Origin of the sequence: Corynebacterium stercoris, assembly GCF_024160105.1 — a bacterium.
GTDB classification, from domain to species: Bacteria; Actinomycetota; Actinomycetes; order Mycobacteriales; family Mycobacteriaceae; genus Corynebacterium; species Corynebacterium stercoris.
On sequence record NZ_JAMFTQ010000007.1, the window covers coordinates 13359 to 26939 of the forward strand.

Genomic DNA, 13581 nt, shown 5'->3' on the forward strand with positions numbered 1-13581 from the left:
GTGGTCTTATAATAAGCATTGCAATTTTGGCCGGCAACCAGTTTCGGTCACTATTTTCCCACCGTGGCAAGCGCCGTTATGGTGCGACGTTTGCGCAGGCTACAGGAGGTTTTGAGGTGCGAACATTCACTAAGGGACGGGGCGGATTGGCGGGGCTTTTCCGCTCCTCCAAGGAGGCCGAAGACCCCAACGCGGAGGACCGAGCCGCGGCGCTTGCGGCCCGAGCGGAAAGGTCCCGCCCGGAGCCCAGCCGCGAGCAGGAGGGAGACACCTCCGCAGCTGAGGAGACGCCGGATCGGCTGACCATGCACGTCGAAGCCGTGGATCACTCTTGGGACGGCATCGCCCTGATCACGTTGCGCACTCCCGACGGCGCTCCTCTCGCCGGTTACGAACCGGGGTGCCACGCGGACTTCTTCATCAAAGGTCCGGACGGCGAGGAGCTGATCCGCCAATACTCGCTGTTCCCCATGACGGAGGCCGCGGCCGACGAGCACACCATCGGGCGCTACGGCGTGGCGGTGAAGCGCGAACCCGATTCGCGCGGCGGCTCCATCGCCCTTCACCAGCTTTCAGCCGGGGACACCCTGGATATCAGCGCGCCGCGGAACAATTTCAGTTTGGCGCCGAGTGCGGAACGCTCGATCCTCGTCGGCGCCGGCGTGGGCATCGCGCCGATCTATTCCCTGGCTCGCGAACTGAAGCGCCAGGACGCCGACTACACGATCCTCTACTTCGCATCGAGTGCGGAGCGGGCCGTGCTCTCCCACCTCATCGAGGAGCACCTGCACGGCCAAACCCGCAGCGTCTTCGCCACCGGCGCCCGCGATGCGCAAGCCGGGTACCTCCAGACGGCCCTCGCAGAATCCGGGGCCGCCCCGGAGGACACCCACCTTTACGTGTGCGGCCCGCAGGGGTTCATGGACAGCATTATCGAGGTCGCCTCGCAGACCCTCCCGAAGCCCAACATTCACTGGGAGGCGTTTCGCGCTTCCGAGGAAACGCTGGCGGGCGATCACCGCGCCGACGGCCCCTTCGAGGTTGTCTTCTGCGGCGAAACGTACGAGATCCCCGAGGGCGAGTCGGTGCTCGATGTGTTCGAGGATGAGGACGTGCCGATCATGTCCCGCTGCCAGGAAGGCACGTGCGGCACCTGCGTGGTGCGGGTGACGGCAGGCACCCCCGACCACCGAGACAGCTTCTTCACCGAGGAACAGCACGAAAACGGCGCATTTGCGACGTGCGTCTCGCGCTCGCTCTCCCCCACGCTCACCATGGAGCGCTGGAAGAACATCTAGTTACAGAAGGCGCACCATGGCGACGCCGCCGAGCACAATCGCAAGCCCGGCGACGCGCCACGGCGTCGGCGCCGCCCGCTTGCCGGTGCCGACACCGAGGGATTCCAGGACCTGCCCGCACACAATGGTGCCGGTCAGAGAACCGATCACCGTCGTGCCCGTGCCGAGGATCGGTGCCAAGGTCGCCCCGCCGAACACGAAAAACGCTCCGAGTACACCCCCGAGCCACATCCACCAGGGCCCGGGCGCCACGCCGGTGGCGAGCGCTCGACGGTCGCCGGGCAAGGCCAGCACAAGCACAAGCAAAACCAGCAGACCGACGGCGAGCGAGATCTGGCCGGCTTGAATCGGGCTGTTGATCACCCGCCCGAGGTGGCCGTTGACCGCAGTCTGCGTCGCCGATCCCATGCCCATGACCACGCCGAACGCCCGCAGGAGCCAGAGCCTCGCCCCGGTTGCCGCCCCGTGCACGGCGGCGGCGCGGTGCACTTCAAGCACCATCGCGATGCCGAGCACGACGATGGCCGCGCCCAGCAACCGCAGCGGCCCCACCGCGACTTCCGGCGAATGGAAGAGCCCGAGCTTATCGACGATCAGTCCCATGATCACCTGGCCGAGGATGGGCAGGATCACGGTTTGCACCGGCCCGAGCTGCGGAAACAGCACGATATTGCCGGCGATGAACATCACGCCCATGAAGCCGCCGAGCCAGATCCACCACGGCTCTGCTGCGAGCGTCGGTAGGCGTGGAACGAGCTCCCCCGTGGCCAGCAGCGCAATGAACGACGAAGCGCCGACCGCCACGACGAAGGAGAGGAACGTCGCGGCGATCGGCGAACCGACGCTTTGGCGGAAGCGCGTGTTGATGGCGGTCTGGACGGGGACGATTGCCCCGACCAGCATCGCCAGCAGGACGAGCATTTATGCGTCCGTCGGGATCTCGCTCATCTGCTCGAGCATCTTGGCCACGTACCCGGTGTTGATGTCGCCGGAGCGGAACTGCTCGCTGTTGAGCAGGTGCGCCTGGAACGGGCCGGTGGTGACAACGCCCTCAACTTGCAGCTCGTCGAGCGCGCGCAGGGTGCGCTCGATGCACTCGTCGCGGGTCTCCGCCCAGCAGATCAGCTTGCCCACCATCGAGTCGTAGAACGGCGGGATGGTGTAGCCGGTTTCGATGTGCGTATCCATGCGGACACCGAACCCGCCCGGCGCGCGGTAGTGGGTGATGGTGCCCGGGCGCGGCGCGAAGTTCTCGTTCGGATCCTCCGCGTTGATGCGGCACTCGATGGCGTGGCCGCGGATCTGGATGTCGTCCTGGGTCAGGCGCAGCTTCTGCCCGGAGGCGATGCGCAGCTGCTCCTTGATCAGGTCGACGCCCGTGATCATCTCGGTCACCGGATGCTCCACCTGGATGCGGGTGTTCATCTCGATGAAGTAGTACTTGCGCTCCACGTTGTCGAAGACGAACTCGATGGTGCCCGCGTTCTTGTAGCCGACCTCCTTGCAGAGGTTCACGGCTGCTTCCTGCAGGCCGGCGCGCAGCTCATCATCGATGGCGGGCGATGGGCCCTCCTCGATGAGCTTCTGGTTGCGGCGCTGGGAGGTGCAGTCGCGCTCGCCGAGTGCTACGGCGTTCTCGCCGTCGGCAAGCACCTGGATCTCGATGTGGCGGATGTCGGTGAGGTAGCGCTCGATGTAAACGGACGAGTCGTTGAACGCGGACTGCGCCTCGTTCATGATCTCGTTGAGATCCTTCTCCAGCGTCTCCTCGCTCTCCACCACGCGCATGCCGCGGCCACCGCCGCCGGCAGCAGCCTTGATGAGCAGCGGGAAGCCGGTCTCCTTGGCCACAGCGAGGGCCTCGTCGAACTCGGTGACCACGCCGTCCGAGCCCGGCACGGTGGGCACGCCCGCGCGCTGAGCGATCTTCTTCGCCTCGATCTTGTCGCCCATCAGGCGGATGTGCTCGGAGGAAGGACCGACGAAGCCGATGCCCTCGTCCTCGACCATCTTCACAAAGTTGGACTTCTCGGAGAGGAAGCCGTAGCCGGGGTGGATGGCGTCGGCCTTGAAGGCCATGGCCGCCGACACAATCAACTCGGGGACGTTGTAGCTCTTTGCAGCGTTGGCCGGGCCGATGCACACGGCCTGGTCCGCTTCCTTCACGCCGAGGGAGTCGCGGTCGCCTTCCGAGTACGCCAGGATCGACTTGATGCCGAGCTCCTTGCAGGCGCGGATGACGCGCAGCGCGATCTCGCCGCGGTTGGCGATAAGGACGCTGCCGAGCAGCTGTTCTTGTTCTGCCATTTGATGCCTACTTCTTGCTTGACGCTTACTCGATCACCATGAGCACCTGGCCGTGCTCGACGGCGTCCTCGTTCTCCACGAGGATTTCGGTGACGGTGCCGGCGACCTTGGCCTCGATGTTGTTCATGAGCTTCATGACCTCGACGATGCAGAGCACCTGGCCGACCTCGACGGTGTCACCGACCTTGACGAACGGGTCAGCGCCCGGCTTCGGCGCGGCGTAGAAGGTGCCCACCATCGGGGACTTGACCTCGGTGCCGTTGCCGGAGGATGCCGGGGCTGCCTTCTCTGCCGGTGCCTCGGCCTCAGCCTCAGCCGCAGCGGGAGCCGGAGCTTCCTCAGCCTTCGGAGCAGCCGGAGCCGGAGCTGCCTCAGCAGCCGGTGCCGGTGCGGCAGGTGCGGCCGGAGCCGGAGCGGCCGCCTGCTGGTTCAGGCCGCCCGGGGTGCGGGACATCGCGAGTTCGATGTCGCCGTACTTGATGTTCAGCTCCTGAATGTCGCCGGACTGGTTGACCCACTCGAGGAGGGACTTGATCTCGTTGATGTTCGGGGTGTTAGACATTACTTCTGCTCTCCTTTGGTGAGGTTGATTTCGAGGTCTTCTGCCTTGAGGCGGAACTGTCCGGTCTCGGCGATGTCGGCCATTTGCTTGACCAGGGCGGTCAGGGAGCCGCCGGCGATGCCTTCGCCCTGGCCGGAGCGGCCCTCGGCGATGTAGCGCTTCATCTCGTCGACGTTGTTGCCGGAGATGGTTGCGCGCAGCAAGATCGTGTCAATGTCGTCGTCCGGGTACTGCTCCTGCAGGGCCGGGAGTGCCGGCTGAAGCTCCGGGCGCTCCTCCTTGATCTCGGAGGAGCCGTTGGCGATGATCTTCTCCAGCACGTCCGGGTCGAGCGGGGCCAGCGGCTCGCCGTAGTAGCCCAGCGCGTACTTCTTGATCTCGTTCGGGACCACGGAGTAACGCTCGCCGGAGATCACGTTCATCACGGCCTGGGTGCCGACGAACTGGGCGAACGGGGTGATCATGATCGGGTAGGCCAGCTCCTCGCGCACGCGCGCGGTTTCGTAGAGCAGGTCCTCGAAGCGGTCCGAGAGGCCGGCGGTTGCCAGCTGGGACTCGAAGTTGGTGAGCATGCCGCCCGGCAGCTGGTGCATGTAGTGCACGCCGTCGTACGCGCGCGGCTTGCCCACCGGCTTGCCCTCGTTGTCGGCGATCTCCTGGATGCGCTTGGAGGCTGCATCAACGCGATCGTCGTCAATGTTGACGGTGTAGCCCAGCGCGCGCAGATCGCGGGCGAGTGCCTGGGTTGCCGGCTGGCCCTGGCCGTTGGCCAGCGGCGCGATCGAGGTGTGGATGGCGTCCACGCCGAGCTCGGCGGCGAAGAGGTAGGTCAGCGGGCTCAGGCCGGTCAGGGAGTGGGTGTGCACCTCGAGGGTGCGGTCGCCGATCACGGAACGGATCGCCGGGATGATCGTCTTCATGCGGTCCGGGGTGAGCAGACCAGGCGCATCCTTGAGCATGATGCGGTCGCAGTCGGTGCGATCCAGCAGCTCCTTGGCCTTGTCAATGTAGAGCTGGTCGGTGTGGACCGGGCTCAGGCAGTAGGACAGGCAGCCGTAGGTCTCGGCGCCGAGTTCTTTCGCCAGGATCAGGGTGTCGGCGATGTTGTCGATGTCGTTCAGGCCGTCGAACGCGCCGATGACGGCGAAGCCGTTCGCGCGGAGGCGCTCAACCCAGGTGTGGATGACATCGTCCGGCAGGAAGTCGAAGGACGCCAGGTTGCGCGAACGCACCATGGCGCGGAACTTGGTGTCCGGCGCGGCCTCGTGCACGAGGCGGACGCGCTCCCACGGGTCTTCCCTGATGTAGCGCACCGGAACATCGAACTCGATCGGGGCGACGAGGTCCACGTGCTCGAAGCCTGCGTTGGTCACGTCGTCGAGCAGATCGAGAATGTGCTCGGTCCTCATACGCGTCGCCCAGATGGACTGGTGCGCATCGCGGAACGTGGTGTCGACGATCTTGATTTCTCGCTCACTATCTGCAGGTCGACCACCCGCAGCAAAGATCTCAGCAAGGGTCTCAGTGCTCAGTTCCTCAGGACTCAGAGCAGCCATAGTTACCTCCTTATACGTGCCGGACGCGGGGTACGGGCGGCGCGTGCAAGCGCCACCGGCTCCGTTGCAGTCACTGTACGCACGAGCCGCGTGCCAACGAAGCGGATTACTTAAAAGCTGTATGCCACTCCCCCGAATTGGGGTGCGCTTCGTGCACGCACGTTCACTATACGCACAACAGGTTAGTCAGGTAAAACAGTTTGCAATCGTCTGACCTGCCCAAACACTTAAAAGGTGACCATTCGCACAAAATGGGTTCAAAGCGATGCTGACTGCACTCCTGGCAGATGTGCTCGCGGTTATAGTTTCCGCACAACAGATTGTCGATATCACCTGAGGGAGGAATCAGTGTCGCAACCAGTGTCTCAGCCGGCGGCAACGAAGCGCCGCGGCATGGGCAGCACCCACATTGAGGCGGAACGCCCCGCCGACCGCAAATCGCTCGGCGCCAGCCTGATCGGCCAGCTGCTGGAGTGGTTCGAATGGAGCTCGTACGCCGTCTTCGCGCCGTTCATCGCCGCAGCATTCTTTGACAAGTCCGACCCGACGTCGGCACTGCTCGCCACCTTCGGCGTCTTCGCCATCGGCTTCCTCGTGCGCCCGCTGGGCGGCATCGTCTTCGGCCGCATCGCGGACCGGGTTGGCCGCAAGAACGTCCTGATGATCACGATCATCATCATGGCGCTGTCCGCAGTGGTGATCGGCATCATGCCCACTTATGAGCAGATCGGCATCTGGGCATCCGTTGTCCTGCTGTTGGTGCGAATCATCCAAGGTTTCGCACACGGCGGTGAATCCGCGACCGCGAACTCCTACATCCCGGAGATTGCTCCGCCGGCGCACCGCGGTAAGTGGGGCTCGATGGTCTACATGTCCATCTTCGGCGGCTCCGTGATCGCCTACACCCTCGGTGGCATCATTTCGCTGCTGCTGACCGACGAGCAGATCGGCGCCTGGGGATGGCGTATCCCCTTCTGGCTGGGTGCCGTGGCAGCGCTTATCGCCCTCTACCTGCGCCGCCACATGAAGGAATCTGAGCACTTCGAAGAGCTCCAGGGAGGTGGCAACTCGGACTACAACCACCTCTCCGAAGAGCGACCGACGACCCCGAAGCACTCGAACTGGCTGAACATCCTCTTGATCATCGGCTTGGTCTCCGGCGTGACCTCGTCCCACTACACCTGGACGTCCTACGCTTCCACCTACGCCATCACCCAGCAGGGCATGTCCACCCAGGGTGCCTACTGGGCCTCCGTGTTCGCGCAAACCTGCGGCCTGATCGCCCTGCCGCTGTGGGGTGCTCTCTCCGACCGCATCGGCCGCAAGCCGGTGATGTACATCTTTGCCATTTCCGTTGGATTACTGCAGATCCCGCTCATGGGCTTCATCGACTCCCGGCCGTGGACCATGCTTGTCTCTGCGACACTCGCAGTTGTGGCGGTGGCTGCCGGTGGCGCGCTGCTCGCCCCGGTGATGGCTGAGGTCTTCCCGACCTCCCAGCGCACCAGCTCGATCGGGTTTGCGTATTCCCTGTCGGTGGCTGTGTTCGGCGGCACCGCCCCGTACATCTTCCAGTGGTTCACAACCCACAACCTGTCCCACATCTCCGGCATCTACGTGGTCGTACTTTGCGTCCTCACCCTCATCAGCACCATGCTGCTGCCGGAGACGAAGGGCATCGACCTCCGCGACGCATAGTCTCGCAAACCGCCCCAACACCGCAGGCTCCCGCACGTTGTGGGAGCCTTTTTCTATGCGCGTACAACGCCTCGCCCAATCTGAGCGGACGCGTTTGCGGGTCTGATTTAGTTTTCGCTCTCCTGCTGCTGCGCCATGCGCCAGCGGATGCCGGCTTCGAGGAAGCCGTCGATGTCGCCGTCGAGCACCTTCTGCGGGTCACCCACCTCGTACTCGGTGCGCAGGTCCTTGACCATCTGGTAGGGGTGCAGCACATAAGAACGCATCTGGTTGCCCCAGCTGGCGTTGCCGCCGGCGCCGAGCGCATCCATCTCCGCCTTCTCCTCCTGGCGCTTTTTCTCCAGCAGGCGCGACTGCAGCACGTTCAGCGCCGAGGCCTTGTTTTGAATCTGGGACTTTTCGTTCTGGCAGGTCACCACGATGCCCGTCGGCAAGTGGGTGATGCGCACCGCGGAGTCCGTCGTGTTCACGGACTGGCCGCCGGGGCCGGAGGAACGGTAGACATCCACGCGGATGTCGCTGTCCGGGATGTCGATGTGGTCGGTCTGCTCCACCACCGGCAGCACCTCCACCTCAGCGAAGGATGTCTGGCGGCGGCCCTGGTTGTCGAAGGGCGAGATGCGCACGAGGCGGTGCGCGCCCTGCTCCACCGAGAGCTGGCCGTACATGTACTCTCCGTGCACCACGAATGTCGCGGACTTGATGCCAGCTTCCTCGGCATAGGAGATGTCGTACACATCCACCTTGAAATCGTTCTTCTCCGCCCAGCGGACGTACATGCGCATGAGCATCTCCGCCCAGTCGGCCGCATCGACGCCGCCGGCGCCAGAGCGGATGTTCACCACCGCCTCGCGCTGGTCGTACTCGCCGGAGAGCATCGTCTGCACCTCAAGCGACTCGATCTGGGAGGCGATGTCGCGCAGCTCCTCGTCGGCCATGGCGGGGTCGCCGGCTTCCTCGGCGAGCTCGTACATCACCGGCAGATCGTCGAGGCGCTCGCGTAACGACGTCACTTTTTTCAAGCGTGCTTGCACATTGGATAGCTCCGAGGTGACCTGCTGCGCGTGAGCCGGGTCGTCCCACAAGCTGGGGTCCCCGGCCTGATCTTCGAGCTCCCGCACCCGGGTCGCCATCGCATCCAGATCCAGCACCTGCTCAATGGTGGTGAGGGTGGTGTCGAGGTCCTTGATGCGCGCCTGGGTGTCCGATTGCATAACCGTTAACCTTAGTAGAGCTACACTTGGTAGTACCCAAACACGGGCGCCCGCGGCAGCGGGCTGAGATCGCGCTGGGGCCGCGCGAGCACCGTCCGAACCTGTCTGGTTAGCACCAGCGAAGGAAGTGAAGGAGCGGCATGGCCGACCTGTACAAGGAAGAAATCCACCCGAAGCACAGCTACGCACCGATTATCCAGGACGGCCTCGAAGTTCCCGAGACCGCGATCCAGCTGGATGATTCCCCCACCGGCCCGAACGCCCCGTTCAAGGTGTACCGCACCCGCGGCCCGTGGGCTGAGCCGGAAGAGGGTCTGCCGGACCTGCGCGGCGAGTGGATCGCTTCGCGCGGCGACGTCGAGACCTACGAGGGCCGCGAGCGCAACCTGGGCGATGACGGCACCCGCGCGGTGAAGCGAGGCGCGGCCAGCGAAGAGTGGCGCGGCGCCTCCCGCCCGGTGCTGCGCGCGAAGGAAGGCAAGCGCGTCACCCAGATGCACTACGCGCGCCAGGGCATCATCACCGACGAGATGCGCTTCGTGGCGCTGCGAGAGCACTGCGATCCGGAGTTCGTGCGAGAGCAGGTCGCGTCCGGCCGCGCAATCATCCCGAACAACATCAACCACCCGGAGAGCGAGCCGATGATCATCGGCAACGCGTTCCTGACCAAGATCAACGCCAACATCGGCAACTCTGCGGTGACCTCCTCCATCCGCGAGGAGGTAGACAAGCTGCGCTGGGCCACCCGCTGGGGCGCGGACACCGTCATGGACCTGTCCACCGGCAACGACATCCACACCACCCGCGAGTGGATTCTGCGCAACTCCCCGGTGCCGATCGGCACCGTGCCGATTTACCAGGCGCTTGAGAAGGTCAACGGCATCGCCGAGGACCTCACCTGGGAGATCTTCCGCGACACCGTCATCGAGCAGTGCGAGCAGGGCGTGGACTACATGACGATCCACGCCGGCGTGCGCCTGCCGTATATCCCGCTGACCTCCAAGCGCGTGACCGGCATCGTGTCCCGCGGCGGCTCCATCATGGCCGGCTGGTGCCTGGCGCACCACAAGGAGTCCTTCCTCTACGAGAACTTTGACGAGCTGTGCGAGATCTTCGCCAAGTACGATGTCGCGTTCTCCCTGGGTGACGGCCTGCGCCCGGGCTCCGTGGCGGATGCCAACGACGCTGCCCAGTTCGCCGAGCTGAAGACCATCGGCGAGCTGTGCAAGCGCGCGTGGGAGTACGACGTGCAGGTGATGATCGAGGGTCCGGGCCACGTACCGCTGAACATGATCCAGATCAACAACGAGAAGGAAGAGGAATGGTGCGGCGGCGCGCCGTTCTACACCCTCGGCCCCCTGGTCACCGACATCGCTCCCGGCTACGACCACATCACGTCTGCCATTGGCGCGGCGCACATCGCCATGGGCGGCACCGCGATGCTCTGCTACGTCACCCCGAAGGAGCACCTCGGCCTGCCGAACCGCGACGACGTGAAGACCGGCGTGATTACCTACAAGGTGGCCGCGCACGCCGCTGACGTGGCCAAGGGCCACCCGGGCGCGCGCGAGTGGGACGACGCGATGAGCAAGGCCCGCTTCGAGTTTCGCTGGCACGACCAGTTCGCGCTCTCCCTCGACCCGGAAACGGCGGAGTCCTTCCACGACGAGACGCTGCCCGCGGAGCCGGCGAAGACGGCGCACTTCTGCTCGATGTGCGGCCCGAAGTTCTGCTCCATGCGCATCAGCCAGGACATCCGGGACGAATTCGGCGACGCCATCGATGAGGCGCTCGACGATGAGAACCGGAAGCTGATCGCCGACCTGGGCATCCCGACCTTTGCCAAGGGCGAGGATTTCCGCCGTGGCGAGCGCAAGATGGCGGAGGAGTTCCGCGAGCTCGGCTCGAACGTTTACGTTCAGGAATAATCAGGTACTGTGACTTCCACAGCACCCACCACAGCCGAGTTCATCGCCAACCACCGCTCCTCCACCGACGCCGAGCTGGCGGCGGCGCTCGTGCGCCACGCCGGCCAGCTCGCGTTGCGCGTGCGCGCGGAGGGCTTGAGCACGGACCAGAAGACCTCCGTCTCCGATGTGGTGACGGAGGCCGACCACGCCGCCGAGGCTTTCGTCGCAGAAGCACTCGGGGCCTTGCGTGCCGACGACGGGGTGCTCGGCGAGGAAGGCGCATCCCGCGCCTCGACAACCGGCCGCACCTGGGTGATTGACCCGGTGGACGGCACGTACAACTTCTCGCAGGGCTCCGACTACTTCTGCTCCGCGATCGCACTTGCTGAGGGCGACCCGGCGGAGGGCAACGCGCTCATCGGCGCGGTGCACCGCCCCGCCACCGACACCACCTGGCTTGCCGCGGAGGGGAAAGCGACCCGGGACGGTGTGGAGCTTAAGGGTTTGGAAGAGGCGTCGTTAGGCGATAAAGCCCTGGTAACGTACCTGCACCCCACCTTCATGGGGGACGAGGACATCCTCGGCGCGTGGCGCAATGCCGTGCGCGATGCGGCGACAATCCGCATGTGGGGCGCGGGCTCGGTGGATCTCGCGGGCGTGGCCAGCGGGCTGATGGGCGGCTGGCTGCAGCACACCGTTGCCGATTGGGACTGGCTGCCGGGCAAGGCCCTCGTGGAGGCCGTGGGCGGCCGCGCGATCAAAGTGGACGCGGGCGGCGTCACGTGGTGCGTGGCCGGCAACGCGCGGCTTGTGGGTGAGGTCGAGGCGAAGCTGCTGGGTTAAGCTTTGGGGCCATGACGAGCCCGAATTACTCCGACGACCTCGCGCTTGCGCTGGAGCTCGCGGACCTGGCAGATTCCATCACCCTCGAGCGTTTCGAGGCAGCTGACCTCAGCGTGGAGGCGAAGCCGGACATGACGCCGGTATCCGACGCGGATTTGGCCGTGGAGGAGGCGCTGCGCGCGAAGCTGGCGGAGGCCCGCCCGGCGGATGCGGTGCTGGGCGAGGAATTCGGCGGCGAGGCGGTCTTCGAGGGCCGCCAGTGGGTCATCGACCCGATCGACGGCACCAAGAATTTCGTGCGCGGCGTGCCAGTGTGGGCGACGCTGATCGCGCTGCTGGTGGACGGCGAGCCCGTCGTCGGCGTGGTTGCCGCTCCAGCGCTTGCGCGCCGCTGGTACGCGTCGGCGGGCGCGGGCGCGTGGCGCACCTTCGCCGGCGGCGGCCTGAAGCGGCTCGCGGTCTCCGGGGTCGCGGCGCTTGACGACGCTTCCTTGTCCATGTCCTCGCTCGAGGGCTGGCGGGCGCGCGAGCTGCGCGACAACTTCATCGGCCTGACAGAAAAGACCTGGCGCCTGCGCGGCTACGGCGACTTCTTCAGCTACTGCCTGGTGGCGGAGGGCGCGGTGGACATTGCAGCGGAACCAGAGGTGTCGTTGTGGGACCTCGCTCCCCTCGCGATCCTGGTGGCTGAGGCGGGCGGCCGGTTCACCTCGCTCGCGGGCGAGGACGGTCCGCACGGCGGCGACGCGATTGCCACCAACGGCCTGCTGCACGACGCAGCGCTGGCCCAGCTCACCTAGCCGCTTACGGGAGGCGGAAGCCGCCTTCGATGCGGGGGAAGACGGCGTCGGCACGCGCGGCACCCGTCGGGGCGTGGATCGGGCCCTGCAGCGGGGAGTGGCAGGCCAGCGCGAACGGCGGCGGGAGCATGCCGCCGTTGACGAAGCCGACCAGCCTGTCGCCGACGAAGAGCGGCCCGCCGGAGTCGCCCTGCATGGCGCAGACCTGGTTGATGTTCATGACGTCCCAGTCGTACCAGGTCAAGCCGCACGTGGTGCCCGAGGCGACGCCCTTCTTGCACACGGGCTGGCCGGGTCTGATCGGCGCGGAACCGAGGTGGTTGATGGTCACGCCGTCGTAGGAACGGGTGACCTCGGTGTTCGGGGCGAGGCGGATGAGCGCGTAATCCAGGTTGTGGTCGACGGCGACCACGGTGCCGGTGTGCCCGAGGCCCTCAGCGTCGGCGGACGTGACCGGGTCGCCGACGTTGGCGCAGTGGCCGGCGGTGACGGCGACCTTGTTGCCGGCGTCGTCGAAACCCGCGACGGCGACGGTGCAGAACAGCGCGTTGTCGCCTTCGCCGACGTAGATTGGGGTGCCTGGACCGTAGAGGGCGTTGCCGCGCGCCTCGGCCTGGCGGGCCTCCTCCGGGATGCGGGGGGCATCGTGCAGCGAACCGGGCACACGGTGCAGGACGCGGTCCACGAAGGGCTTGCCCGCCAGGGTCTTGGAAATGATGTCGTGGCGCCACACGTAGTTGCCCGGAACCTCGCCGGCCATGGCGTGTGCCGCGGGAGCTCCCGCGAAAGCACTGCTCAACGTGATTGCGGCGGCCGCAGCGGCGGCCAGACGACGACGGAACATCCCAATCCCTTCAAACCTCAGTAGTTCACTGGAGTTACACCAGTAACATCCGTCTACCTTGCCACGTTTCGAGGCCCGCCGCCAGACGCTTAGGATGTCGGCGTGGCAACCATTGATTTCCGCACCTTAGACACCCTCAGCGGCCGCGAGGCGTACCAGCTTTTCAGGCTCCGAGTGGACGTGTTCGTAGCTGAGCAGTCTTGCCCATTCGCTGAGCTCGACGACGTTGACGCAGCCGAAGACACGTTTCACGTGCTGGCGTGGGACGAGGAGGGGCGTCTCGCCGGCTGCGCGCGGGTGTTCCCCGACGAGGAAGGGTCCCGCTTCGGGCGCTTTGTCGTCGCCCCGTCCGCGCGCGGAAGCGGGCTCGGCCCGGAGATTGTGCGGGCGTGCATCGAATACACCCGGCGGTGGCCTGGTGACCTCGTGCTTGACGCGCAGGCCGGCCTCGTCGGCTACTACTCGCAGTTCGGATTCGCCGCGGAGGGCGAAGAATTCCTCGACACGGGGATTCCGCATCGGCGGATGAGGTTGCGTCGTTAAGCACGA

General features: G+C 65.7%; 12 protein-coding genes. 6 read left to right on the forward strand and 6 right to left on the reverse strand.

The window, feature by feature from the left end; genetic code table 11:
* The first annotated feature begins 146 nt into the window (after positions 1-146).
* Complete coding sequence (locus M5J20_RS06855; protein ID WP_253577870.1) at positions 147-1298, forward strand: PDR/VanB family oxidoreductase; 1152 nt, start codon at positions 147-149, stop codon at positions 1296-1298.
* Here M5J20_RS06855 and M5J20_RS06860 read toward each other — a convergent pair whose 3' ends face one another.
* From M5J20_RS06860 to M5J20_RS06875, 4 genes are read right to left on the reverse strand one after another with little or no spacing between them, the layout of a single operon-like run.
* Positions 1299-2219, reverse strand: coding sequence for a DMT family transporter (locus M5J20_RS06860; RefSeq protein ID WP_256478166.1), 921 nt, complete (start codon positions 2217-2219; stop codon positions 1299-1301).
* On the reverse strand, positions 2220-3605 hold the full coding sequence (gene accC / locus M5J20_RS06865) for an acetyl-CoA carboxylase biotin carboxylase subunit (protein WP_253577874.1): 1386 nt from the start codon (positions 3603-3605) through the stop codon (positions 2220-2222).
* A 25-nt stretch (positions 3606-3630) separates the two neighbouring features.
* A complete protein-coding gene (gene accB / locus M5J20_RS06870) occupies positions 3631-4167 on the reverse strand; it encodes an acetyl-CoA carboxylase biotin carboxyl carrier protein (protein WP_253577875.1) in 537 nt (178 codons plus the stop codon).
* Entirely contained in the window at positions 4167-5723 is a 1557-nt protein-coding gene (locus tag M5J20_RS06875) for a hydroxymethylglutaryl-CoA lyase-like TIM-barrel protein (RefSeq protein ID WP_253577877.1), read from the reverse strand. The genes accB and M5J20_RS06875 overlap by 1 nt, the downstream gene beginning before the upstream one ends.
* Positions 5724-6116: 393 nt before the next feature.
* On the opposite strand from M5J20_RS06875, the gene M5J20_RS06880 reads away from it, so the two are divergent.
* The gene (locus tag M5J20_RS06880; protein ID WP_253578031.1) at positions 6117-7421 is read left to right on the forward strand and encodes an MFS transporter; all 1305 of its coding nucleotides are present in this window, start codon (positions 6117-6119) and stop codon (positions 7419-7421) included.
* A gap of 107 nt (positions 7422-7528) precedes the next feature.
* Here the strand turns inward: M5J20_RS06880 and prfB are convergent, their stop codons facing one another.
* Positions 7529-8635 (reverse strand): peptide chain release factor 2, encoded by a 1107-nt coding sequence (gene prfB / locus M5J20_RS06885; RefSeq protein ID WP_253577879.1) that lies wholly within the window; start codon positions 8633-8635, stop codon positions 7529-7531.
* Positions 8636-8775: 140 nt separating this feature from the next.
* Between prfB and thiC the strand changes: the two genes are divergently transcribed.
* From thiC to hisN, 3 genes are read left to right on the forward strand one after another with little or no spacing between them, the layout of a single operon-like run.
* Entirely contained in the window at positions 8776-10563 is a 1788-nt protein-coding gene (thiC, locus tag M5J20_RS06890) for a phosphomethylpyrimidine synthase ThiC (protein WP_253577881.1), read from the forward strand.
* 9 nt (positions 10564-10572) lie between these two features.
* A complete protein-coding gene (locus M5J20_RS06895) occupies positions 10573-11388 on the forward strand; it encodes an inositol monophosphatase family protein (RefSeq protein WP_253577883.1) in 816 nt (271 codons plus the stop codon).
* Positions 11389-11399: 11 nt separating this feature from the next.
* Complete coding sequence (gene hisN, locus M5J20_RS06900; protein ID WP_253577885.1) at positions 11400-12188, forward strand: histidinol-phosphatase; 789 nt, start codon at positions 11400-11402, stop codon at positions 12186-12188.
* Between the two features lie 4 nt (positions 12189-12192).
* Here the strand turns inward: hisN and M5J20_RS06905 are convergent, their stop codons facing one another.
* A complete protein-coding gene (locus tag M5J20_RS06905; protein ID WP_253577887.1) occupies positions 12193-13032 on the reverse strand; it encodes a S1 family peptidase in 840 nt (279 codons plus the stop codon).
* Positions 13033-13134: 102 nt separating this feature from the next.
* Here M5J20_RS06905 and M5J20_RS06910 point away from each other — a divergent pair, with 102 nt between their 5' ends.
* Positions 13135-13575, forward strand: a complete 441-nt coding sequence (locus tag M5J20_RS06910) for a GNAT family N-acetyltransferase (protein WP_253577889.1) — start codon at positions 13135-13137, stop codon at positions 13573-13575.
* Positions 13576-13581 lie beyond the last annotated feature (6 nt).